Raw genomic sequence first — 24,214 nt, forward strand, 5'->3', positions numbered from 1 at the left:
TTTTACCGCTTGTATTTGTTGAACGAAAGATAACTAAAGTGCTTTTAATTTCGCCCAAACGGTATCGTCTACGGGAATGCCATTGGTTCGGTTTTCGGCACGAATTCGTTCGAATTCGTGTCCTGGGAGTCTTACTGCAATATTTGGATCGGCTCGTTCTGCGGTTTTCACATATTCCATAATACGATTGAGTTTTTCGTCTTTGCTTTTGCCGTCAATTAATCTCTCTACCTCAATGGCAATAAAAACCTGAGAAACGCAATACTCATCATCTTTTTCTTCTGTCACTTCAGCCACAGATAACCCATTGGAAAGTAAGGTGGCAATCATATCCAGTACAATGGATAAGCCAGAACCTTTCCAGAACCCCATTGGCATTAGGCGGCGATTTTTCTCTACAATTGCAGGATCTCGAGTTGGATTGCCGTCATCATCAAAACCTGCATCTACCGCAGTTTGGCGACCCGCAAGACGATTGACCTCAAGCATTCCGTAGGAATACATTGAGCAGGACATGTCTACCATCGTGATTGGGCTTGAAGGAATGGCAATAATAAGTGGATTAGTTCCAATGCGGCACTCTTTGGCCCCCCAAGGTGGCATTACTGCAATGGAATTTGTCCAGCAGATTCCAATATAGCCTTTCTCTGCCGCTTGCCAACCGTAGCCACCGCCTCGCATCCAGTGATTAGCATTCTTAAGCGCTACAACACCAATACCAAATTGATCGGCAATTTGCATTGCTCTATCCATCATTTTTTTTGCGGTGAGATTACCGATGGCTTGGTGAGCATCCCATTGTTCAATAGCACCTAAAGAAAGCACTTTGCTTGGTATTGCGTCAGGCACAATATCGCCTTTTTCCAATTGTTGAATAAAACGTGGGAAACGGTTTACGCCATGAGAATAGACCCCGCTTTCCGTGGTGTCGGCAAACATTGTGGCACACTCTTCGGCAAGTTCTTCGCGAACATGGCGAGCTAAAAGTACGCGTTTAAATTCCGCTTTCAATTCCGCATAAGAGACTTTCATTTGATTCCTTTTTATTTGTATTTCATATAGTAAAATTATGTTTCATAAATTAATGTTATGGCGAAAAAATGTCAATGCGTTGCTTAAAATAAAAGTCTTTATAAATCAAATGGTTATTTTTTTATTTCTGGATTTGTGATCAATGTCTCATTTTTAGGAATATAATTTCACTATCTGAAACATAACGTGAAAAATACAAGCGGTATAAAAATTCACAAAATTTACAAAATAGGAGCAAGAATGGAAGAAAAACAGAGTGGTAATCAGAGTCTTATTCGGGGGTTGAAGTTGCTAACTTTATTAGGAAATTTCCCGAATGGTTGCCCGCTGGCAAAATTGGCTGAATTATCGGAGTTAAATAAAAGTACGGTACATCGCTTATTACAGGGGTTACAAAGCGAAGGATTTGTACGACCGGCAGCAACAGCAGGAAGTTATCGATTGAGTACTAAATGCTTAAGCTTAGGACAAAAAACACTGGCTTCAATGAATATTATTAATATTGCTGCGCCTTATTTGGAACAGGTAAATTTAAATTTAGGTGAAACGGTGAATTTCTCTAAGCGAGAAGGTTGGCATTCTATTTTGATTTATAAGCTTGAACCAACAGTTGGTATGATGCGTACGCGAGCTTATATTGGGCAACATCAGCAACTTTATTGTTCAGCGATGGGGAAACTTTATTTGGCGTATGATGCTGATGAAACCGCTTTACAACATTATTGGCATATCAATGAGGCAAATATTCAGCAGCTGACTTGTTATACTATTACTGAGAAGTCTAAGATGGCGATAGAACTTGAAGAAATTCGGCAACTTGGCTTTGCGATGGATCGTGAAGAGAATGAATTAGGTGTATGTTGTATTGCTGTACCTGTTTTTAACCATTTAGGGCAGATTGAATATGCCCTGTCAGTTTCCGCATCTACTCATCGTCTGAATAAAGACACGCAGGAAAACTTTTTGAAAGAGCTACAAATTGCGGCACAAGGAATTTCAAAAGAGTTGGGATATAACTGCTAAGGTTAAGCAAATAAAAAATGCGACATTACGGGTTGGGGTAATGTCGCAAAATTTGACGATATTGAGGAATCATTTTTGTTGTTATTATGTTGCAAAATATAATACGCTGTTTGTTACAAATAGTCGAAGGAAAATTTCAACAAAATTTAAAAAATTGGAGCAAGATCACATTTTTGAAATTTTTATTTTTGATAGGACAGAAAAGCGAAAACCCTGATGATTTCTCATCAGGGCTTCTGAATATGGCTCCTCCTGCGGGACTCGAACCTGCGACATATGGATTAACAGTCCACCGTTCTACCGACTGAACTAAGGAGGAATTGATGGTGCCTCGAGGCGGAATCGAACCACCGACACGGGGATTTTCAATCCCCTGCTCTACCGACTGAGCTATCGAGGCAGCGTCTTGCTGACGGGGTGCATTATGCTGATTTCAGTCGTGCTCGTCAAATCTTTTTTTCAGAAATTTAAAAAAATGCGTTCAATAGATCGCTTTTTATACGTATCGGATTAAAAAGCAACAAATTAACGAACTTTTAAATATTTCTGCTGTGCTTTATTTACCTTAACAAGATAATTTCTTGCCTGAGAAGAAGGGTGAGCTGTGGTTAAAATTCGATAAACCGCATCAGGTGTTAGATTATTAATACGTTCAATCGCATCCCATTTATCGCGATCAAACACTCTTAATACTGCACCGGCACCACTGTTATACGCTGAAATCATTGCATAACGTTTTGAGGTTGGATTAGTGATTCCTTCCAAATATTCGTCACGCAAAATGGTGAGATACATGGTTCCTGCATCAATATTTTTCTTTGGATCATAGAGATAGGCACGATCAGGCTGACCACTATAGCCTTTACGGACGAAAATATCTCGCCCAGCTGTTTTTGGCACAACTTGCATTAAACCAATCGCATTGGCATAACTTACCGCATAAGGGTTGAAGGAAGATTCCACTTCCATAATACCTAAAATTAAGCTGATATCGATACCATATTGACGAGAGGCTTGACGAACCATTGGGAGATAGCGTCTTGCACGCACTTCAACGTGGTTTGCAATCATTGGAATGGTGACATAGCTCACTCGATGGCCATTTTTGAGTTTGCGAGTTTGTAATTTGTGCTGAATCAGATAGGTTGCAAAATCATTTGCAATGGCAATGTTGGTTACAGAGCGTCCGAAATGATCAACGACCTGCCCCGCTAAGAATGGGTTATTGCTGATTGGCACATCGCCTGAGGCAAATAAATCAATGCCTGAAGCATCTGAACCCATCAACAAGGTATGAATAATAGAATTACGTAGACGGTTTTGATCACCAAGTGTTTCGATAATGATCTGACCATCATCAAAACTGATATGGCTACGGGTGTAGTATTTATCGGTGTATTTTACGTAGTCTTTTTCGCTGGCTTTGAGTAGTTCGTTTACTCCCCAAATTTCATCAATGCTATGCGAAAATTGTCCGGTTAGAATATCTAAACCACGAGTGTCTTTCGTATAATCAGGACGGACTTTAGTCCCTTTGCTTTTCTTTTTAGGCGAACTAGAACATGATGCCAAAAATGGCACAATGAGTAGAAGAGGCATAAATTTGCCGAATTTTTTAAAATTTTTCATTTTATTTCTCAACTGGAACATAGCCTTCAATATGAACGTCTTTGCCTTCAAATAAGAAATTTACCATCTCGGTTTCTAATAATTTACGGTGTTCTGGATTCATCGTATTTAGTTTTTTCTCATTCATCAGCATTGTCTGCTTTTTCATCCATTCTGCCCATGCTTGTTTGCTGATGGAATCAAAAATTCGTTTACCAAGTTCGCCAGGATAGAGTTGAAAATCCAAACCTTCAGCATCCTGCTTTAAATATTCACAAAATACGGTTCTTGCCATAATTTACCCCTTGTGGTGTGAGAGTTCGTCTAAAATTCGTTTAATCGGTGTTGGTAACCCGACTTGGTTTAACTGATGTAGATCATACCAATAATCGCCCGTTGATGATACGTTCGCCTGATAATTTCCTGATTTTTCTTGCACAGAATTTGTTGGGATTTCCACCAGAATTGGCACAATATCCAGATGAAAATGTGAGAAAGTATGGCGAAAAGCGGTTAATTGTTGCGAAATTTGCAAATTTTTTGCCGAAATAAAGCGCTTGCATTCAGCAAAACTTTCAAATTGTGGGAATGAAAATAATCCGCCCCAGATGCCTGCAGAGGGGCGTTTTTGTAATAGAACGTTATTTCCCTGTTTTAATACTGCAAAATAGCCTACTTTTTCAGGCAATGTCTTTTTCGGTTTTTGGGCAGGGTAATCTGCCCACGCTTTCAGTTGATTTGCTTTACAACTATTTTCTAATGGGCAAAGTGAACATTTAGGCTTAGTGCGAGTGCAAATCATCGCACCTAAATCCATCATTGCTTGATTAAAATCCGCTACTTGTTCGGTTGGTGTAACACTTTCTGATAATGTCCACAGTCGATTTTCTACTGCTTTCTCGCCAGCCCAGCCCTCAACAGCAAAATAGCGAGAAAGTACTCGCTTCACATTGCCATCTAAAATGGGATGTGGAGCATTTAATACTGAAGATAGCACTGCACCAGCTGTACTACGCCCCACACCAGATAGTGCTAAAACATCATCAAAATGTGTGGGAAATTCTCCATTAAACTGATCTCGTACTTGCATTGCGGCTTTGTGCAAATTTCTTGCTCGAGCGTAATAACCTAACCCTGTCCAAAGATGTAAAACCTCATCAATCTCGGCATTTGCCAAATCAATAATGGTCGGGAAACGTGCGACAAATCGTTCAAAATAGGGAATAACCGTCGCAACCTGTGTTTGTTGTAGCATCACTTCTGACAGCCAAACCTTATATAGAGTCTTGTCTTGCTGCCAAGGGAGATGTTTTCGTCCATATTGTTCAAACCATGCTAATACAGAGTGAGCAAAGGGAGCATCTGGACGAGATTGAGCAAGAGGAAATTCGGATTTCTTCATATAAATTTAATCAAATACAAAAACAGGCATACTACCGCAAGCGATTAATTTTGGGGAATTTTTTGCAAAATTTTTCAAAAAAAGTACCGTTTGAAAAATGGTTTGATAAGATGGAAAAAATTTATCTATCGTAGGAAATAACAGTGTCTCCCATTCAAGGTTTTCATCATATTGCAATTATTTGCTCCGATTATGCAAAATCGAAACACTTTTATACAGAAATTTTAGGCGCAGAGATTATTGCGGAGACTTATCGCCAAGCGCGTCAAAGTTATAAGCTTGATTTACGTTTTCAAGATGGTTCTCAGATTGAACTATTTAGTTTTCCAATTACTCCACCACGCTTTACTACGCCAGAAACCTGTGGCTTACGCCATTTAGCTTTTCGAGTAAAAAGCGTAGAACAAGCGGTAGCATATCTGCAAAAATTTGCCATTCCCTGCGAACCAATCCGCATTGATGAACTGACTGGCAAAAAATTTACGTTTTTCCGTGATCCTGATGATTTACCGTTGGAGTTGTATGAAATTTCCTGAACTACACAGTGGCATTTTGCTACGCCGTTATAAACGTTTTCTTGCTGACATTCAGCTTGCTGATGGTACTCAAATTACCATTCATTGCCCGAATACTGGTGCGATGACGGGCTGTGCCAATGTCGGTGATACAGTGTGGTTTTCCACATCGAATAACCCTAAACGCAAATATGCCCATACTTGGGAGCTAACCCAAACACAAGCAGGGCATTTTATCTGTGTGAATACCAATAGAGCGAATCAGCTAGTGCAAGAAGCCTTGCAAAATAAGGCGATTATTGAGCTTGCTGATTATGTTGAAATTTTGCCTGAACAAAAATATGGTGAAGAGAATAGCCGCATTGATTTTCTCTTAAAAAATAAGAGATTACCTGACTGCTTTGTGGAAGTGAAATCGACCACACTTTTAACTGAAAATGGTGTTGGAATGTTCCCTGATGCTAAAACCGAGCGGGGACAAAAACATTTGCGAGAATTAATCGTAGTAAGAGAACAAGGTAAGCGAGCTGTAATCTTTTTTGCTATTTTGCATACGGGAATTGAACGCTTTGAAGTAGCTCGCCAGATTGACCCAAATTATGCAGATTTATTAGAAAAAGCGACCGCTTGTGGGGTAGAAGCGCTGTGCTATTACGCTCAAGTAGACATGGAAAATGGTAAACCTGTAGGAATAGCATTAAAAAAATCCGCCCAAGCGTAAGAAATTGCAAGAGCGGATTTTGTGGGGTAATCAATAAAGAATAGGTTTATTGAGCAACTTCAGGATCTGGCTCATTTGTAATGCGGTTACGTAAATCACGGCGGATTACTTCAATTGTCCAAAACCAGAAAATGTGTCCAACCATTTCTGAAACATGCTCATAGAACGGCCATTCTGCAACAGGCGGGGTTAAGCCTAATAATGGGAACGTGATGTAGTGAACACAGATATTTGCGATGATACCCGCTCCAATTCCTTGCCAAAATTTGATTTTCGGAAAACGCTCTGCGACAACGCAGTAACCAATAGCAAAGACTAATGAAAATAGCATATGGGTAACACCAATCCAATTAAACGCATGATCGGCAAAGGTGAATACGGCTTCAGTTGGATCAATGCCGATATAATCACGCAAGAAAACGTGTGGTGGGTTTAAGAACGCTCGAGAACAGACTTCTAATGCCTGTGATGGATCTTTACAGGCGCTAGTGAAAAGATCGATTGGACTACGTGGTGGGAAGGGATGTTCTGCCCCCCATTTTACGAATGCAGAAATAATCCCTGCAATGATACCGACAAAAATAGCTACGCCATAGCGACGACGTGCTGGATTGGTTTGCTCAAAAAGTCCCATATAAATACTCCAAGTAAAAGTGAAAAGAATTATTTTTTATTTTGAAATAATTATCAAAATTGATGAAATCTTAGCAAAATATCTGCCTGATAGGATATGTATAAAGTCGTTTAATTTGATTTAAATCAAAAAACAAAAGGCTCTTAATTTCTATTGTTTCGCTTGAATTGTGGATTTTTGCCCCCAAATAATGCCTCAATTTTTCACAAAATTAAGGATTAAAAATGACAACGATAGTTTGTGTGCGTAAAGATGGTAAAGTCGCTATCGGTGGTGATGGTCAGGCAACGCTTGGTAATTGCATTGAGAAAGGCACCGTGCGTAAAGTTCGCCGTTTATATAAAGACAAAGTGGTAACAGGTTTTGCGGGCTCAACCGCCGATGCGTTTATTTTACGTGATCTATTTGAGAAAAAATTAGAACTGCATCAAGGGCACTTAGTGCGTGCTGCCGTAGAGCTTGCCAAAGAGTGGCGTACCGAACGCTCGCTTAGACGACTTGAGGCAATGATGATTGTGGCAAATGAGAGTGAATTTTTGCTCGTGTCAGGTTCGGGCGATGTGATTGAGCCTGAGCAAGATGTATTAGCCATTGGCTCGGGCGGTAATTATGCCAAAGCGGCAGCACTTGCCCTGCTTCGCACCGAAAATAATTTATCCGCCAAAGAAATCGTCGCTGAAGCGTTAAAAATTGCGGGCGATATTGATATTTACAGCAATCATAATCATGTGATTGAAGAAGTGTAGTGATATTTTCCCTTCTCTCCGATGGGGAAGGGGTAACAATGAATTAAAAATAAAAGAATTTTAGGAATAATTATGTCAATGACCCCTCGTGAAATCGTCTCAGAATTAGACGCCCATATTATTGGACAAAAAGATGCAAAACGTGCAGTGGCAATTGCCCTGCGTAATCGTTGGAGAAGAATGCAGTTACCCGAAGATCTACGTCAAGAAGTTACGCCAAAAAACATTTTAATGATTGGCCCGACAGGTGTGGGTAAAACCGAAATCGCTCGCCGTTTGGCAAAATTGGCGAATGCGCCATTTATCAAAGTAGAAGCCACTAAATTTACCGAAGTGGGCTATGTGGGTAAAGAAGTAGATTCGATTATCCGTGATTTAACCGATGTAGCGGTGAAATTAGTTAAAGCCCAAGCGGTTGAAAAAAATCGTTTCCGTGCCGAAGAAGCCGCCGAAGATCGCATTTTAGATATTTTATTGCCGCCTGCCAAAGATCAGTGGGGCAATGTGCAAGAAAGCGATAACGCTTCTACTCGTCAAATTTTCCGCAAAAAATTGCGTGAAGGTCAGCTTGATGATAAAGAAGTGGAAATTGATGTGGCACAGCAGGTTTCGGTAGAAATTATGACCCCACCAGGAATGGAAGAGATGACTTCACAGTTGCAATCTATTTTTGAGGGAATGTCGCCAAATAAAACCAAAAAACGCAAAATGAAAATCAAAGATGCGTTGAAAGTGTTGATTGATGAAGAAGCAGCAAAATTGGTTAATCCTGATGATCTCAAACAAGAAGCGATTGAAGCCGTAGAACAACATGGTATCGTCTTTATTGATGAGATTGATAAAATCTGTAAAAAAGGTGAACACAGTGGTGGCGATGTGTCTCGTGAAGGGGTGCAACGTGATTTACTGCCAATTATTGAAGGTTCTACGGTAAGCACGAAGCACGGTATGGTCAAAACCGATCATATTCTCTTTATCTGCTCGGGGGCATTCCAAGTGGCTCGTCCATCGGATTTACTGCCTGAATTACAAGGGCGTTTGCCGATTCGTGTGGAACTCAAATCACTCACCAAAGAGGACTTTGAGCGTATTTTAACCGAGCCTAATGCCTCTTTAACCTTACAATATCGTGAGCTAATGAAAACCGAAGGGGTTGAGATTGAGTTTACCCAAGATGGTATTAGCCGCATTGCTGAAAGTGCATTCCGTGTGAACGAAAAAACCGAAAATATCGGGGCAAGACGTTTACACACCGTGCTTGAACGCTTAATGGACGGCATTTCCTTTGATGCTAGCGAACGTAAAGGCGAGAAAATCACGATTGATGAAAAATATGTGGACGAAGCCTTAGGTGAAGTGGTTGAAAACGAAGATTTAAGCCGTTTTATCTTGTAATTTAAATTAAACAAGCGGTGCATTTTGCTGAAAATTTTGCAAGATGCACTGTTTGTCTAGTAGCTTATGAAATTTAAACAACTTTTTTTATTGCTTGTTGTCGCTTTAAATAGCAAGCTTTGGGCGAATGAAACTGCACCATTATTTTACGATGGCAAAGGTTTTTTTACTTATCGCCAAGCTGTTGATGAGGAAATATTGCCTAATGGCAAGCTTAAAGTCGTTTCTTTCTTTGATTATGACTGTGCCAGCTGTGTGATAGCAGATGATTATCTCAAGCAATATGCTAAGTATCATCCTGAAAAGATCGAGTTAGTACGTTATCCTTATTTCAAAAATGGCAAAATTTTTGTGGCTCGATTGCATGCGGCTTTTGAAGTATTAGGAAGACCGGAGTTAAGTGATCTTTATCTTTTTGAAAGTGAAGGTAAAAAAGGGGAAGCTAGCCTAGTTGAAAGTGAAAAAGCGATTGAAAAATGGCTTGAGCGACATCAAGTGGATATTGCTAGTTTTAAGCAGTTGCTTCGGTCTGAACAGGTAAAAGCCAAACTTGATGAATATACAGAATATTATCGAAAGTATAGACCAATCACAGCACCTTTTGTTAGTATCAATGGTAAATATGTACTAGTAAATAGCACACTATTTAATGATGATTATACTTATGCCGTACTTGATCATCTATTTGATAACCAAAATAACCCTGCGGTGCTAGGCTATGTGGCACCTAAGCAAGATAAACAAATGACTCAAAAGGACAATAAATGAAGATAGGCATTATCGGTGCGATGGCACAAGAAGTTGAAATTTTATTAAGTAAGATGGATGATCCTCGCACAATTGAGATTGCAGGTTGTAAAATTTATGAAGGCAAAATCAATGGGGCTAATGTGGCACTATTGCAATCCGGAATTGGTAAGGTAGCGGCAGCGGTAGGCACCACACTTTTGTTGCAAATTGCCAAGCCTGAAATGGTGATCAACACGGGTTCTGCAGGTGGCTTGGATAGCCGCTTAAATGTAGGTGATATTGTTATTTCAAGTGAAGTTCGCCATCACGATGTTGATGTAACGGCATTTGGTTATGAAAAAGGACAATTGCCTGCTAACCCTGCGGCATTCATTGCTGATCGTGAACTTATTGACTTGGCCGCTTCAGAGACAGAGAAAGCAGGCTTAAATGCAGTATTAGGTTTAATTTGCAGTGGTGATCAATTTATTAATGGTGCGGAAAGTATCGCCCAAATTCGCCAACATTTCCCGCAAGTTGCTGCAGTAGAAATGGAGGCAGCTGCTATTGCACAAGTTTGCCACGCTTTTGATTTACCATTTGTGGTAGTACGCGCAATTTCGGATGTTGCCGACAAAGAATCTCATCTTTCTTTTGATGAGTTTTTACCATTAGCGGCTGAGAAATCGTCTCAAATTGTGCTTTCTATGCTAAAAAATTTGCAATAAGTTTGCGAGCAAGAGAGAGATTTATCACAAATTAAAAACGTCCCTTATTGGTATCGTTAAAGGTTTCTTTACATTCATTCCCTCGCTTTTCACGACAAGCGGTCTATTTCTTTACAAAATTTGCAAAATTCTTGCTGAAATAAACCGCTTGTCGGTCGTTTTTTGTCTTTAAATTCTGTACAATTCCCCTCTATTTTTCCCATTGTTATGAATGGGGTGTTTTATGTCATTACCTATTTTTATTTTTTAGGATTTTTATGAGTTCAGCACCGAATATCGGCTTTGTGAGCCTTGGTTGCCCGAAAAATTTAGTGGACTCCGAACGAATTTTAACGGAATTGCGCTCGGATGGTTATAACATTATCCCCACCTATGAAGGCGCGGATTTAGTCATTGTAAATACTTGTGGTTTTATTGATAGCGCAGTACAAGAATCACTGGAAAGTATAGGTGAAGCCTTAGAAAATAACGGCAAAGTTATTGTAACAGGTTGTTTGGGAGCAAAAGAGAACCAAATTCGTGAGGTTCATCCACAGGTGTTGGAAATCACAGGCCCGCACAGCTACGAAGCTGTCATGCAGCACGTACATAAATATGTGCCAAAACCAGAATATAACCCTTACACTAGTCTTGTGCCGAAACAAGGCATTAAACTCACACCGAAACACTATGCTTATCTGAAAATTTCAGAGGGCTGTGATCATCGTTGTACCTTCTGTATTATCCCATCAATGCGTGGCGACTTAGATAGTCGTTCTATCGTGCAAGTGTTAGATGAGGCGAAACGCCTTGTTGATGCAGGCGTAAAAGAAATTTTGGTGGTTTCACAAGACACATCAGCTTATGCCTTGGATAAGAAGAAAGAAAATTCTGCCAAAACCGTATTTTGGAACGGTATGCCAATTAAAAACGATTTGGGGACGTTATGTGAAAAGCTCGGCTCTCTTGGCGTTTGGGTACGTTTGCATTATGTTTATCCTTATCCGCATGTAGATGATTTAATTCCTCTTATGGCAGAAGGGAAAATTCTGCCGTATTTAGATATTCCATTGCAACACGCTAGTCCAAAAATTCTTAAAGCAATGAAACGCCCAGGGAGTATAGAGCGTACATTAGAACGTATTAAAAAGTGGCGTGAGATTTGTCCTGAATTGACGTTGCGTTCTACTTTCATTGTTGGTTTTCCTGGGGAAACAGAGGAAGATTTCCAAATGTTGTTGGATTTCTTAAAAGAAGCGCAGCTTGATCGTGTGGGCTGTTTTAAATTTAGTCCAGTAGATGGTGCAGTGGCAACGGATATGCCGGATCAAGTGCCAGAAGAGGTGAAGGAAGCTCGTTTCCATCGTTTTATGGCGTTGCAACAAGAGATTTCAGCTGCTCGCCTGCAAGCCAAAGTGGGAAAAACCTTGCAAGTCATTGTGGATGAAATTGATGAAGAAGGCATTATTGGGCGCTCACAAGCTGATGCACCAGAAATTGATGGTGTCGTATATGTAGATAATCTCTCAGGAACAGATGTTGCGGTCGGTCAGATTATTTCGGTCAAAATTACCAATGCAGATGAATATGATCTGTGGGGAACCTGTTAATTTTTAACGTAAAGGGGAAAAATATGTCGCAAGAGCAAAAAACACCAAGCGTAATCCGTTTTGAACAAGCGGTTAAAGCAAAGCAGTATGAGTCTGCATGTAATGAGTTATTAGATATCTTGTCCCAAATTGACAGTAATTTTGGTGGTATCAATGGTATTGAATTCAATTGTCCAGAGCAATTAAATAATCCAAATTTATCAAAGGAAAAAACAATCTATTTCTCAACGAGAATGGCAGATTTAATCACTGAGTTATTTAGTGATGAGAGCTTATCATTAACTGTAGGGGGAGCTGTTCGCTTCTTTTCATACCAACGTTGGATTGCGTTATTGTTTGCCTGCTCTCCATATATAAATTCCGATCATATCTTACAGGTATATAATCGTAACCCAGATAAGAGTAATCCAAATAGCGTACATTTGTCGGCTAATCCAAATGACTTAGTGAAATTCTGCATTATGTATCTGCCAGAATCAAATATCTCATTAAATTTAGATGCGATTTGGCAATTAAATCCGACCCTATGTGCTTCAATGTGTTTTGCATTGCAGTCTCCGCGCTTTATTGGGACAAAAGAAGCGTTTGGTAAGCGGGGAGCGATTTTGCAGTGGTTCCCAGAAAAATTAGCACAATTGCCAAATTTAGATAATTTACCATCTAGCATTTCACATGATGTGTACATGCATTGTAGTTATGATGTTGCTGCGAATAAACATGATGTTAAACGCGCTTTGAACCAAGTAATGCGTCGTCATTTGGTAACAAGCGGCTGGGTTGATCGTGATATCAGCAAAATTGGTAAAACAAACAGCAAACCTGTTATGGTGGTGCTGTTAGAACATTTCCATTCAGCGCATTCAATTTACCGTACACACTCAACTTCTATGCGAGCGGCACGTGAACATTTCCACTTAATTGGTATTGGTGGTTCGGCTGTAGATAAAGCGGGGCAAGAAGTGTTTGACGACTTTAGATTGGTGGAAGGGAATACAATCTTTGAAAAATTAAGTTTTGTTAAACGTTTATGTGAAGAATATGGTGCGGCTATTTTCTATATGCCAAGTATTGGTATGGATCTCACTACAATCTTTGCTAGCAATACCCGCCTTGCGCCAATCCAAGCAATTGCATTAGGGCACCCAGGTACAACACATTCAGAATTTATTGAATATGTTGTGGTAGAAGATGATTATGTGGGGTCAGAAGCATGTTTTAGTGAGAAATTATTACGCCTACCAAAAGATGCTTTACCTTACGTACCATCTGCTTTAGCCCCTGCTTCTGTTGAGTATCGCTTACGAGAGAATCCGGAGGTTGTGAACATTGGTATTGCCTCAACGACAATGAAATTAAACCCATATTTCTTAGATGCGCTGAAAGCTATCCGAGATCGCGCTAAAGTAAAAGTACATTTCCATTTTGCTTTGGGACAGTCTAGTGGGATTACTCATCCTTACGTTGAACGCTTTATTAAGAGTCATTTAGGCGATTCAGCAACAGCACATCCGCACTCACCTTATCACCAATATATGCAGATTTTACATAACTGCGATATGTTGGTTAATCCATTCCCATTTGGGAATACAAACGGCATTATTGATATGGTCACTCTAGGTTTAGTCGGTATCTGCAAAACAGGGCCAGAAGTGCATGAACATATTGATGAAGGTTTATTTAAGCGTTTAGGTTTGCCTGAGTGGTTGATTGCGAATACGGTTGATGAGTATGTTGAACGAGCTGTACGTTTAGCAGAAAATCATGCTGAGCGTTTGGCTTTACGTCGTCATATTATTGAAAATAATGGGTTGCAAACCCTGTTTACGGGGGATCCAAAACCAATGGGACAAGTTTTTGTACAAAAACTTAATGAGTGGGCAGGATTGCATAACATTGATGTTAGTGATTTTGCTTTTGCACAGTCATCGGGTAAAAAAGTAACGAAAAGTGCAAAAACGGCTGCGAAGAAAACAGTAAAAGTGACAGTAAAGAAATCAGCACAGCCAAAAGAAAGTACAAAAACTAAAAGTAAAACGGAGAAGAAAAAAACAAGCTCAGCGAAAGACGCAGCAAAGACGTCAAAGAAAAAAGCATAAGGCGTGAAAGAGCCGTATAACGCGGCTCTTTTTGCTTAAAAATAAATCACTCTGTTTTTGGAGGCGAACTTATTGTGTTTTTTTAGCTCTTAGTTGCTGCGTTATCCATTTTGACGCACTCACAAAAAAATATTGAGGAAATTTTTATGCAAAAATTTGTAAAAACAATCGCTGTATTATCTGTAGCTGCCACCCTAGCAGCTTGTTCTGGTATGAGTGAGACGCAAAAAAATACCGCAATTGGTGTTGCCGTTGGTGCAGCAGCAGGGCATGTGATTGGTGAATCCACGGGAGCAACCTTAGGTGGCGCCGCGTTAGGTGGCGTAATTGGTAGCCAAATTGGTAAATAAATCCAATGTAATGTCTAGCCGCTTGAATCTAAATTCAAGCGGCTTTTTGTTTTCTGCTCGTGCATTCTGAGCTGTTCTTCGGTAGAATTTACGCTTATTTGTTCAAGGACTACAAAATGAAAAAAATTCTCCTGATAGCTCTCATTTCTCTCTTGGGATTAACAGCATGTGGCGTAAAAGGGCCCCTCTATTTCCCTGCAGAAAGTGAACAAACTCATATTCATTAACCCTAACAAGCGGTTTATTTTTTGGAAAGTTTTGCAAAATTTTTTGCAAAATCGACCGCTTGTTTTTGCTAACAAACACAACGTGGAACATTTATGGATTATTTTAACTACAAAAACCAACAACTTTTTGCAGAAGAAGTTGCTGTGGCAGACATTATTGAACAATATGGTTCGCCAGCCTATATTTACTCTCGTGCAACCCTTGAGCGCCATTGGCATGCCTTTAACAACGCGTTAGGCAATCATCCTCACTTAATCTGCTTTGCGGTGAAATCAAACTCTAATATTGCGTTATTAAATGTGATGGCTAGGCTTGGTTCAGGCTTTGATATTGTTTCACAAGGTGAATTAGAAAGGGTACTTGCTGCAGGTGGAGATGCCGGCAAAGTAGTGTTTTCTGGCGTAGCAAAATCGCATAGCGAAATACAACGTGCGTTAGAAGTTGGTATTCGTTGTTTTAATGTGGAAAGTATTGCTGAATTACATCGTATTAACCAAGTTGCCGGTGAAATAGGAAAAACAGCCCCAATCTCTTTGCGTGTGAATCCTGATGTTGATGCGCATACTCACCCCTATATTTCCACTGGTTTAAAAGAGAATAAATTTGGCGTAAGTGTTGATGTTGCGCGTGATGTCTATCGTTTAGCTAAAACCTTGCCGAATGTGCAAATCGTAGGAATGGATTGCCATATTGGTTCACAATTAACCGAGTTACAACCGTTTTTAGATGCGACAGATCGTTTAATCATATTAATGGAACAATTAAAAGAGGACGGTATTGAGCTACATCACCTAGACTTGGGAGGGGGATTAGGTGTGCCTTATACCAATGAAACTCCTCCGCATCCAAGCGAATATGCAACAGCATTGCTGGCAAAATTAAAGGATTATCCAAATTTAGAAATCATTTTAGAACCAGGGCGAGCGATTACAGCAAATGCTGGGATTTTGGTGACTAAAGTCGAATACCTAAAAGAGAATGAAGATCGTAATTTTGCCATTGTCGATACTGGTATGAATGATATGATTCGCCCTGCTTTATACGAAGCTTATATGCAAATTATTGAAGTTGATTTATCACTTAACCGAGAAAAAGCGGTGTACGATGTCGTTGGGCCAATCTGTGAAACCTCGGATTTCTTAGGTAAACAGCGTGAACTGATGATCGCTGAAGGCGATTTAATTGCCGTGCGTTCTGCTGGTGCTTATGGCGCAACAATGTCTTCAACTTACAACAGCCGTCCACAGGCCGTGGAGGTTATGGTGGATGGTGCAGATGCCCATTTAATTAAACAGCGGGCAGAGTTTGCCGATTTATGGCGTTTAGAGAGATTATTGCCATAAATGCTAAATGGGAAATTCTTGAAAAACTTTCGAAAAGCATAGAAAGAAATCCCTACAAATGCTAGAATTCCACGCTTTAAAAAATTCGAACGTTCATTTTTTATATTTTTTAGGTTAGCTATGGCAAAAGAAATTCAAAATAAAAACGCCGAAACAGTTGAGAAAGGCGTAAAAAGTAAAGGGCTAAATGGCGTATTATGGGCGATTGCGATCGTACTATTTTCCGTTGCAGCTATCGGTAATGCATATTTTGCAACACACTTTTCGTTAATTGTTCGTGTACTCTTATTAGTCGTGTTGCTTGTTGGTGCAGTTGTGTTTGCAGCATTGACCAATCAGGGGCAAAAAGCGATTGGTTTTATGAAAGATTCACGCCAAGAGTTGCGTAAAATCATTTGGCCGAAACGTCAAGAGGCGACACAAACGACATTGATTGTTGGTGCAATGTGCCTTGTTGTGGCGTTAGCACTTTGGGGTATCGATTCTATTATCGTTGCAGTAATCAACTTCCTAACTAATTTGAGATTCTAAAGATGAGCGAAACAGAACTAGAAGTAAAAGAGCCAACAAGAATGCGTTGGTATGTGTTACAAGCGTTTTCTGGCTTTGAAGCCCGTGTTGCGATGACACTGCGTGAATACATCAAATTGCATAAAATGGAAGACCAATTTGGTGAAGTGCTTGTTCCTACGGAAGAAGTGGTAGAAAATGTGGCTGGTCGCCGCCGTAAAACTGAGCGTAAATTCTTTCCTGGTTACGTATTAGTTCAAATGGAAATGAATGATGAAACTTGGCATTTGGTGAAAAGCGTGCCACGTGTAATGGGCTTTATCGGTGGTACTGCAGATAAGCCTGCACCAATTACACAGAAAGAGGCTGATCGTATCTTAAACCGCGTGCAAGAAACCGCAGATAAACCACGTCACCGTAAAGAATTCCAAGCGGGTGAAATTGTACGTGTTACTGAGGGACCGTTTGCTGACTTTACTGGTACGGTTGAGGAAGTGGATTACGAAAAAGGCAGACTCAAAGTCTCGGTTTCTATTTTCGGCCGTGCAACCCCTGTTGAGCTTGAATTTAATCAGGTTGAAAAACAGTCTTAATATTTCAAAGGCGGGTATTTCCGCCTTTTGTTTTAAGTAAGCGGTAAGTTTTGGGGAATTTCTTACAAAAACGAAAATGTGCTTGAAAAACGATCATAATCTCTCTATAATCGCGTTCCTTACGAGCCTATTGGCTCGTATTTTTATGTAAAAACCACAGGGGAGCTAAGTAATTAGCGTTATCACCCACAACAAAGGAAACTTTAAAATGGCAAAAAAAGTACAAGCCTACGTTAAACTGCAAGTAGCAGCGGGTATGGCTAACCCATCACCACCAGTTGGTCCTGCATTAGGTCAACAAGGTGTGAACATTATGGAATTCTGTAAAGCATTCAACGCTCGTACTGAGAGCTTAGAAAAAGGTTTACCAATTCCTGTTGTTATCACTGTTTACGCAGACCGTTCTTTCACTTTCGTGACCAAAACTCCACCAGCAGCAGTATTATTGAAAAAAGCTGCAGGTATCAAATCAGGTTCTGGTAAGCCAAACAAAGATAAAGTTGGTAAAGTAACTTTAGATCAAATCCGTCAAATCGCTGAAACTAAAGCAGCGGATATGACTGGTGCAACTATTGAAACCAAAATGAAATCAATCGCTGGTACTGCTCGTTCAATGGGCTTAATCGTAGAGGAATAATACAATGGCTAAATTGACTAAAAAAATGAAAGCAATTAAAGCTGGCGTAGATTCTACTAAAGCTTATGAGATCAACGAAGCAATCGCAGTATTAAAACAATTTGCAACCGCTAAATTCGTTGAAAGCGTAGATGTAGCAGTAAACTTAGGTATTGACCCTCGTAAATCTGACCAAAACGTACGTGGTGCAACTGTATTACCACACGGTACTGGTCGTACTGCTCGTGTTGCTGTTTTCACTCAAGGTGCTAACGTAGAAGCAGCAAAAGCAGCGGGTGCAGATTTAGTTGGTATGGAAGACTTAGCTGAATTAGTGAAAAAAGGCGAAATGAACTTTGACGTTGTTATCGCTTCTCCAGATGCAATGCGTGTGGTTGGTCAGTTAGGTCAAGTATTAGGCCCACGTGGCTTAATGCCAAACCCGAAAGTAGGCACCGTTACTCCAAATGTTGCTGAAGCAGTTAAAAATGCAAAATCTGGTCAGATCCGTTACCGCAATGATAAAAACGGTATTATTCATACCACTATCGGTAAAGCAGACTTTGCACCAGAGCAATTAAAAGAGAACCTCGTTGCGTTATTAGCGGCATTAAACAAAGCTAAACCAACTACTGCAAAAGGTATCTTCATCAAGAAAGTAAGCATCTCTACCACTATGGGTGCAGGTGTTGCGGTTGATCAATCAACACTATAATTGATGTAAAACTTTACAAGACTGTGGGTTGTCTATATAATCCGCAGTTCTTTTTGGCTGAAAAGCCAATGATGGTGCTTGCCTCTCAAGCCCCGTCCAAGACCGTAGGCGAAATCATATCTAGATTTCTTAATTAAACCTACGTAGATGGTGAACAGACAGAATTTTCTGCTTCTGGACACCTTAGGCTCAAAAATTATCGTGTAAGCGGTTCTATTTTTGGGGTTTTTTGTAAATTCCACGCAAGTGGAGTGTATCAGGAGCTAAACCAATGGCATTAAATCTTCAAGACAAACAAGCGATTGTTGCTGAAGTAAATGAAGCTGCCAAAGGTGCACTTTCTGCGGTAGTTGCGGATTCTCGTGGTGTTACTGTAGAAAAAATGACTGAGTTACGTAAAGCAGCTCGCGAAGCGGGCGTTTCTATGCGCGTTGTACGTAATACTTTATTACGTCGTGCGGTAGAAGGCACTGAATTCGAGTGCTTAACCGATACGTTTACTGGTCCTACTCTTATCGCATTCTCAACTGAACACCCAGGTGCAGCAGCACGTTTGTTCACTGAATTTGCGAAAACAAACAAAGAGTTTGAAATTAAAGGTGCAGCCTTTGAAGGTAAAACACAAGATGTTGCATTCTTAGCAACGTTACCGACTTACGAAGAAGCAATTGCACGTTTAATGGGCACAATGAAAGAAGCTGCGGCAGGAAAACTTGTTCGCACTCTTGCAGCATTACGCGACCAAATGGAAGCAGCAGCTTAATTTTGAGCGCTCTTCTTTATTCGTTTAACTTTATTTATTTTAGGAATCGATTGTTATGTCATTAACTAACGAACAAATCATTGAAGCGATTGCTTCTAAATCAGTATCTGAAATCGTTGAATTAATCACTGCGATGGAAGAAAAATTCGGTGTTTCAGCAGCGGCAGCAGTAGCAGCAGCTCCAGCAGCAGGCGCTGCGGCAGCAGAAGAGAAAACTGAATTTGACGTAGTATTAGCAGACGCAGGTGCGAACAAAGTTGCTGTAATCAAAGCAGTACGTGGTGCAACTGGCTTAGGCTTAAAAGAAGCTAAAGACTTAGTTGAATCTGCTCCAGCTAACTTAAAAGAAGGCATCTCTAAAGCTGAAGCTGAAGCACTCAAAAAAGAATTAGAAGAAGCTGGTGCGAAAGTAGAAATCAAATAATTTTTGATGATACTTTTCTAGCTTTGAAAGCTAAACGGCAGGTGGATTTTCCGCCTGCCTTTTGTGCTTTAAACTTTAGGTTAGATTTGAGTCGTTTTAATCTTGCCTAATTGATTGATTTCAAAGTGATTTTTTGATGAGTGTTAATCTGCAGATAACATTTGTTAAAATTTTTTGTTAAATGATGAAATCAATACAAGCGGCTACTTTTTGTAAAAAAATGCAAATTTTAAACCGCTATCCTTCCTGAACAAACGCCAGTGCGGTAGTGATTTTTGACCCCTGATCCCTGTTCGGAAAACGACAATCCCGTATCCTTATTTTTTAATGCCACTTCTGCTGAAGTCTGTGCAGAATTGTAATTATCTCAACCATAAAAAATCAGAGGCTATCTCAAAATGGCATACTCATATTCCGAGAAAAAGCGTATTCGTAAGAGCTTTGGTAAACGCCCACAAGTTCTGAACGTACCTTATTTATTAACCATTCAGCTCGATTCTTTCGATAAATTTATCCAAAGAGATCCAGAAGGACAACAAGGTTTAGAAGCGGCATTCCGTTCTGTGTTTCCAATTGTGAGCCAAAACGGCGCAACTGAACTGCAATATGTTTCTTATGAATTAGGTGAGCCCGCATTTGATGTGCGTGAATGTCAAATTCGTGGCACAACCTATGCTGCTCCATTACGTGTAAAACTTCGTTTGGTGTCTTTCGACCGTGAAGCTGCTGCTGGCACAGTAAAAGATATTAAAGAACAAAGCGTTTATATGGGCGAAATCCCATTAATGACCGATAACGGTACATTCGTGATCAACGGTACAGAGCGTGTTATCGTTTCGCAATTACATCGTAGTCCAGGTGTATTCTTCGATTCAGACAAAGGTAAAACTCACGCTTCAGGAAAAGTGCTTTATAACGCGCGTATTATTCCTTACCGTGGTTCTTGGTTAGATTTTGAGTTCGATCCAAAAGATAACTTATACGCACGTATTGACCGTCGTCGTAAGTTACCTGCCACCATTATTTTGCGTGCTTTAGGTTACACTACTGAAGAAATTTTAAATCTCTTCTTCGATAAAGTGTTGTTTGAAATCAGCGATAACCAACTACTGATGACCTTAGTACCAGAACGTCTGCGTGGTGAAACTGCAGCGTTCGATATTGAAGCAAACGGCAAAGTCTATGTTGAAAGTGGTCGTCGTATCACAGCACGCCATATCAAAGCATTAGAAAAAGATAATATTACTCAAATCGTTGTGCCAACTGAGTACATCGTAGGTAAAGTCACAGCAAAAGATTATATTGATTTAGAAACTGGTGAGATCGTTTGCCCTGCGAATATGGAAATCTCCCTTGAGTTATTAGCGAAACTAGCTCAAGCAGGTTACAACCAAATCGAAGTGTTATTCACTAATGATTTAGATCACGGTGCATACATTTCTGAAACCTTACGCATTGATCCAACTTACGACCGTTTAAGTGCGTTAGTGGAAATCTACCGTATGATGCGTCCAGGTGAACCACCAACAAAAGAAGCGGCAGAAGGCTTATTTGACAATATGTTCTTCTCAACCGACCGCTATGATTTATCCGCGGTAGGTCGTATGAAGTTCAACCGCTCTTTAGACATTCCTGAAGGCGTGGGTACTGGCATTTTAAGCCATGATGACATCATCGGCGTGATGAAAAAATTGATCGAAATCCGTAACGGTCGTGGCGAAGTGGACGATATCGACCACTTAGGTAACCGTCGTATCCGCAGCGTGGGTGAAATGGCTGAAAACCAATTCCGTATTGGTTTAGTGCGTGTTGAGCGTGCGGTACGTGAACGTCTTTCATTAGGCGACTTAGACGGCGTAACCCCACAAGATTTAATCAATGCGAAACCAATTTCTGCGGCAGTAAAAGAGTTCTTTGGTTCATCACAACTTTCGCAATTTATGGACCAAAACAACCCGCTTTCAGAAGTAACGCACAAACGTCGTATTTCAGCATTAGGTCCGGGTGGTTTAACTCGTGAACGCGCAGGCTTTGAAGTACGTGACGTACACACCACTCACTATGGTCGTTTATGTCCAATTGAAACCCCTGAAGGTCCGAACATCGGTTTGATCAACTCACTTTCTGTTTACGCACGTACTAACAACTACGGTTTCTTAGAAACCCCATTCCGTAAAGTGGTAAATGGTCAAGTAACCGAAGAGATCGAGTATTTATCTGCGATTGAAGAAGGTAACTACGTTATCGCACAGGCGAACTCAAACTTAGATGAGAATTTCCGCTTTACTGATACTTATGTGACCTGTCGTGGTGAACACGGTGAATCTGGTTTATACCGTCCAGAAGAAATTCACTATATGGACGTTTCAACCCAGCAGGTTGTTTCTGTTGCAGCTGCGTTAATTCCATTCCTTGAGCACGACGATGCGAACCGTGCGTTGATGGGAGCGAACATGCAACGTCAGGCAGTTCCAACATTGCGTGCGGACAAACCATTAGTCGGTACAGGTATGGAAAAACCAATCGCACTCGACTCTGGTGTTGCGGTGGTGGCAAAACGTGGTGGTACTATCCAATACGTTGATGCATCTCGTATCGTAGTGAAAGTAAACGAAGATGAAACCGTTGCAGGCGAAGCGGGTATTGATATTTATAACTTAATCAAATACACCCGTTCTAACCAAAACACCTGTATCAACCAAATTCCTTGTGTGAAATTGGGTGAACCTGTGGAGCGTGGCGAAATCCTTGCAGACGGCCCTTCAACCGATTTAGGTGAATTAGCATTAGGTCAAAATATCCGTGTTGCCTTCATGCCATGGAATGGTTATAACTTCGAAGACTCCATGTTGGTTTCTGAGCGTGTGGTGCAAGAAGACCGCTTTACCACAATTCACATTCAAGAACTCTCTTGTGTGGCGCGTGACACCAAACTGGGTGCGGAAGAAATTACCGCCGACATTCCAAACGTAGGTGAAGCTGCATTAAGCAAACTTGATGAATCTGGTATCGTTTATATTGGTGCGGAAGTAAAAGGTGGCGACATCTTAGTGGGTAAAGTAACGCCAAAAGGCGAAACACAATTAACCCCAGAAGAAAAATTACTTCGTGCTATCTTCGGTGAGAAAGCGTCCGACGTAAAAGATAGCTCACTGCGTGTACCAAACGGCACTTCAGGTACAGTTATCGACGTTCAAGTCTTTACTCGTGATGGCGTAGAGAAAGATAAACGTGCGAAAGACATCGAAGAGATGCAGTTGCGTGAAGCGAAAAAAGACTTAACCGAAGAGTTAGAGATCTTAGAAGCAGGTTTATTTACCCGTGTTCGTAACTTATTGATTGAAGGTGGCGTACAAGAATCGGTATTAGATAGCTTACCTCGTGAAAAATGGTTAGAACAAACCTTAGATGACGAAGCGAAACAAAACCAACTTGAACAACTTGCGGAACAGCACGAAGAATTACGCAAAGAGTTTGAGCGTAAATTAGAAATTAAACGCAATAAGATCATTCAAGGCGATGATTTAGCACCGGGTGTGATGAAAGTGGTGAAAGTTTACCTCGCGGTGAAACGCCAAATTCAACCGGGTGATAAAATGGCAGGTCGTCACGGTAACAAAGGTGTTATCTCGAAAATCAACCCAGTTGAAGATATGCCATACGATGAAAACGGTCAGCCAGTTGAAATCGTATTGAACCCACTGGGCGTACCATCTCGTATGAACATCGGTCAGATCTTAGAAACCCACCTAGGCTTAGCGGCTCGTGGTATCGGTGATCAAATCGACAAGATGATCAAACAGCAACAAGAAGTGGCGAAACTGCGTGAATATATCCAAAAAGCGTACGATTTAGGTCACGGTGCACAATCTGTAGATTTAAGCACATTCTCTGATGAAGAAGTGTTACGCTTAGCACAAAATTTACGTAAAGGTTTACCACTTGCAACGCCAGTGTTTGACGGTGCACATGAAAGCGAAATTAAAGGCTTATTGGAGCTAGGTGGCTTACCAACTTCAGGTCAGATCACCCTTTACGATGGTCGTACAGGTGAGAAATTCGAGCGTCCTGTAACCGTAGGTTATATGTATATGCTCAAATTGAACCACTTAGTTGATGACAAAATGCACGCACGTTCAACAGGTTCTTATAGCCTTGTTACCCAACAACCACTGGGTGGTAAAGCACAGTTCGGTGGTCAGCGTTTTGGTGAGATGGAGGTTTGGGCATTAGAAGCATACGGTGCAGCTTATACCTTACAAGAAATGCTAACAGTGAAATCCGATGACGTGAACGGTCGTACGAAGATGTATAAAAACATCGTGGACGGTACACACTATATGGAACCGGGAATGCCAGAATCATTCAACGTAATTACCAAAGAGATCCGTGCACTGGGTATCGATATGGAGTTGGATGAGGCGTAATAGTTGATTTTCCCTCGATCAAACTCC

24 protein-coding genes and 2 tRNA genes are annotated in these 24,214 nt (G+C 40.6%); 19 read left to right on the top strand and 7 right to left on the bottom strand.

Going from position 1 to position 24,214, the window contains the following annotated elements; translation table 11 throughout:
- Window positions 1-33: 33 nt before the first annotated feature.
- A complete protein-coding gene (yiaK, locus tag EDC51_RS05185; RefSeq protein ID WP_131928366.1) occupies window positions 34-1,032 on the bottom strand; it encodes a 3-dehydro-L-gulonate 2-dehydrogenase in 999 nt (332 codons plus the stop codon).
- 240 nt (window positions 1,033-1,272) lie between these two features.
- On the opposite strand from yiaK, the gene EDC51_RS05190 reads away from it, so the two are divergent.
- Window positions 1,273-2,055: an IclR family transcriptional regulator gene (locus EDC51_RS05190; RefSeq protein ID WP_025266656.1), complete on the top strand. Its 783-nt coding sequence runs from the start codon at window positions 1,273-1,275 to the stop codon at window positions 2,053-2,055.
- Window positions 2,056-2,298: 243 nt separating this feature from the next.
- On the opposite strand, the gene EDC51_RS05195 is transcribed toward EDC51_RS05190, so the two are convergent.
- The 5 genes from EDC51_RS05195 to mutY all read right to left on the bottom strand — a co-directional run bounded on the left by EDC51_RS05195 (window position 2,299) and on the right by mutY (window position 5,065).
- Window positions 2,299-2,374: transfer RNA gene (locus EDC51_RS05195), tRNA-Asn, on the bottom strand.
- 5 nt (window positions 2,375-2,379) lie between these two features.
- A tRNA-Phe gene (locus EDC51_RS05200) sits at window positions 2,380-2,455 on the bottom strand.
- A gap of 125 nt (window positions 2,456-2,580) precedes the next feature.
- Window positions 2,581-3,684 (bottom strand): membrane-bound lytic murein transglycosylase MltC, encoded by a 1,104-nt coding sequence (mltC, locus tag EDC51_RS05205; protein ID WP_025266657.1) that lies wholly within the window; start codon window positions 3,682-3,684, stop codon window positions 2,581-2,583.
- 1 nt (window position 3,685) lies between these two features.
- Window positions 3,686-3,958, bottom strand: coding sequence for an oxidative damage protection protein (locus tag EDC51_RS05210; protein ID WP_015433629.1), 273 nt, complete (start codon window positions 3,956-3,958; stop codon window positions 3,686-3,688).
- A 3-nt stretch (window positions 3,959-3,961) separates the two neighbouring features.
- Window positions 3,962-5,065 carry an A/G-specific adenine glycosylase gene (gene mutY / locus EDC51_RS05215; RefSeq protein ID WP_131928367.1) on the bottom strand — a complete coding sequence of 368 codons (1,104 nt, stop codon included), beginning with the start codon at window positions 5,063-5,065 and terminating at the stop codon, window positions 3,962-3,964.
- Window positions 5,066-5,208: 143 nt separating this feature from the next.
- Between mutY and gloA2 the strand changes: the two genes are divergently transcribed.
- Together gloA2 and sfsA are read left to right on the top strand one after the other, a co-directional pair.
- Window positions 5,209-5,601 (top strand): SMU1112c/YaeR family gloxylase I-like metalloprotein, encoded by a 393-nt coding sequence (gene gloA2, locus EDC51_RS05220; RefSeq protein WP_015433627.1) that lies wholly within the window; start codon window positions 5,209-5,211, stop codon window positions 5,599-5,601.
- Window positions 5,588-6,301 carry a DNA/RNA nuclease SfsA gene (sfsA, locus tag EDC51_RS05225; RefSeq protein WP_131928368.1) on the top strand — a complete coding sequence of 238 codons (714 nt, stop codon included), beginning with the start codon at window positions 5,588-5,590 and terminating at the stop codon, window positions 6,299-6,301. Before gloA2 ends, sfsA begins: the two co-directional genes overlap by 14 nt.
- Before the next feature lie 46 nt (window positions 6,302-6,347).
- Here sfsA and EDC51_RS05230 read toward each other — a convergent pair whose 3' ends face one another.
- Complete coding sequence (locus EDC51_RS05230; RefSeq protein WP_025266658.1) at window positions 6,348-6,935, bottom strand: YagU family protein; 588 nt, start codon at window positions 6,933-6,935, stop codon at window positions 6,348-6,350.
- A gap of 224 nt (window positions 6,936-7,159) precedes the next feature.
- Between EDC51_RS05230 and hslV the strand changes: the two genes are divergently transcribed.
- From hslV to rpoB, 16 genes are all read left to right on the top strand, one after another.
- Entirely contained in the window at window positions 7,160-7,681 is a 522-nt protein-coding gene (hslV, locus tag EDC51_RS05235; protein ID WP_015433623.1) for an ATP-dependent protease subunit HslV, read from the top strand.
- 69 nt (window positions 7,682-7,750) lie between these two features.
- Window positions 7,751-9,076: an HslU--HslV peptidase ATPase subunit gene (gene hslU / locus EDC51_RS05240; protein WP_185735036.1), complete on the top strand. Its 1,326-nt coding sequence runs from the start codon at window positions 7,751-7,753 to the stop codon at window positions 9,074-9,076.
- 66 nt (window positions 9,077-9,142) lie between these two features.
- On the top strand, window positions 9,143-9,844 hold the full coding sequence (locus tag EDC51_RS05245; protein ID WP_025290064.1) for a thioredoxin domain-containing protein: 702 nt from the start codon (window positions 9,143-9,145) through the stop codon (window positions 9,842-9,844).
- Window positions 9,841-10,533, top strand: coding sequence for a 5'-methylthioadenosine/S-adenosylhomocysteine nucleosidase (gene mtnN, locus EDC51_RS05250; protein WP_125134427.1), 693 nt, complete (start codon window positions 9,841-9,843; stop codon window positions 10,531-10,533). Before EDC51_RS05245 ends, mtnN begins: the two co-directional genes overlap by 4 nt.
- 257 nt (window positions 10,534-10,790) lie before the next feature.
- The gene (gene rimO, locus EDC51_RS05255; RefSeq protein WP_015433618.1) at window positions 10,791-12,122 is read left to right on the top strand and encodes a 30S ribosomal protein S12 methylthiotransferase RimO; all 1,332 of its coding nucleotides are present in this window, start codon (window positions 10,791-10,793) and stop codon (window positions 12,120-12,122) included.
- A 23-nt stretch (window positions 12,123-12,145) separates the two neighbouring features.
- A complete protein-coding gene (locus tag EDC51_RS05260) occupies window positions 12,146-14,218 on the top strand; it encodes a UDP-glucose:protein N-beta-glucosyltransferase (protein WP_131928369.1) in 2,073 nt (690 codons plus the stop codon).
- Between the two features lie 146 nt (window positions 14,219-14,364).
- On the top strand, window positions 14,365-14,568 hold the full coding sequence (locus EDC51_RS05265) for a glycine zipper 2TM domain-containing protein (protein WP_025266661.1): 204 nt from the start codon (window positions 14,365-14,367) through the stop codon (window positions 14,566-14,568).
- 116 nt (window positions 14,569-14,684) lie between these two features.
- Window positions 14,685-14,795 (top strand): LPS translocon maturation chaperone LptM, encoded by a 111-nt coding sequence (gene lptM / locus EDC51_RS05270; RefSeq protein ID WP_081601349.1) that lies wholly within the window; start codon window positions 14,685-14,687, stop codon window positions 14,793-14,795.
- 93 nt (window positions 14,796-14,888) lie between these two features.
- A complete protein-coding gene (gene lysA, locus EDC51_RS05275) occupies window positions 14,889-16,139 on the top strand; it encodes a diaminopimelate decarboxylase (protein WP_131928370.1) in 1,251 nt (416 codons plus the stop codon).
- Between the two features lie 120 nt (window positions 16,140-16,259).
- Window positions 16,260-16,670, top strand: a complete 411-nt coding sequence (secE, locus tag EDC51_RS05280) for a preprotein translocase subunit SecE (protein ID WP_015433613.1) — start codon at window positions 16,260-16,262, stop codon at window positions 16,668-16,670.
- A gap of 2 nt (window positions 16,671-16,672) precedes the next feature.
- On the top strand, window positions 16,673-17,242 hold the full coding sequence (nusG, locus tag EDC51_RS05285; RefSeq protein WP_015433612.1) for a transcription termination/antitermination protein NusG: 570 nt from the start codon (window positions 16,673-16,675) through the stop codon (window positions 17,240-17,242).
- Between the two features lie 208 nt (window positions 17,243-17,450).
- Entirely contained in the window at window positions 17,451-17,879 is a 429-nt protein-coding gene (rplK, locus tag EDC51_RS05290) for a 50S ribosomal protein L11 (protein WP_015433611.1), read from the top strand.
- Between the two features lie 4 nt (window positions 17,880-17,883).
- Entirely contained in the window at window positions 17,884-18,573 is a 690-nt protein-coding gene (gene rplA, locus EDC51_RS05295) for a 50S ribosomal protein L1 (protein ID WP_131928371.1), read from the top strand.
- A 271-nt stretch (window positions 18,574-18,844) separates the two neighbouring features.
- Window positions 18,845-19,336 carry a 50S ribosomal protein L10 gene (gene rplJ / locus EDC51_RS05300; RefSeq protein WP_015433609.1) on the top strand — a complete coding sequence of 164 codons (492 nt, stop codon included), beginning with the start codon at window positions 18,845-18,847 and terminating at the stop codon, window positions 19,334-19,336.
- 55 nt (window positions 19,337-19,391) lie between these two features.
- On the top strand, window positions 19,392-19,760 hold the full coding sequence (gene rplL / locus EDC51_RS05305; protein WP_005818237.1) for a 50S ribosomal protein L7/L12: 369 nt from the start codon (window positions 19,392-19,394) through the stop codon (window positions 19,758-19,760).
- A gap of 398 nt (window positions 19,761-20,158) precedes the next feature.
- Window positions 20,159-24,187 carry a DNA-directed RNA polymerase subunit beta gene (gene rpoB, locus EDC51_RS05310; protein ID WP_025290060.1) on the top strand — a complete coding sequence of 1,343 codons (4,029 nt, stop codon included), beginning with the start codon at window positions 20,159-20,161 and terminating at the stop codon, window positions 24,185-24,187.
- Window positions 24,188-24,214: the final 27 nt, after the last annotated feature.

Source organism: Bibersteinia trehalosi, from assembly GCF_004346205.1.
Taxonomy (GTDB): domain Bacteria; phylum Pseudomonadota; class Gammaproteobacteria; order Enterobacterales; family Pasteurellaceae; genus Bibersteinia; species Bibersteinia trehalosi.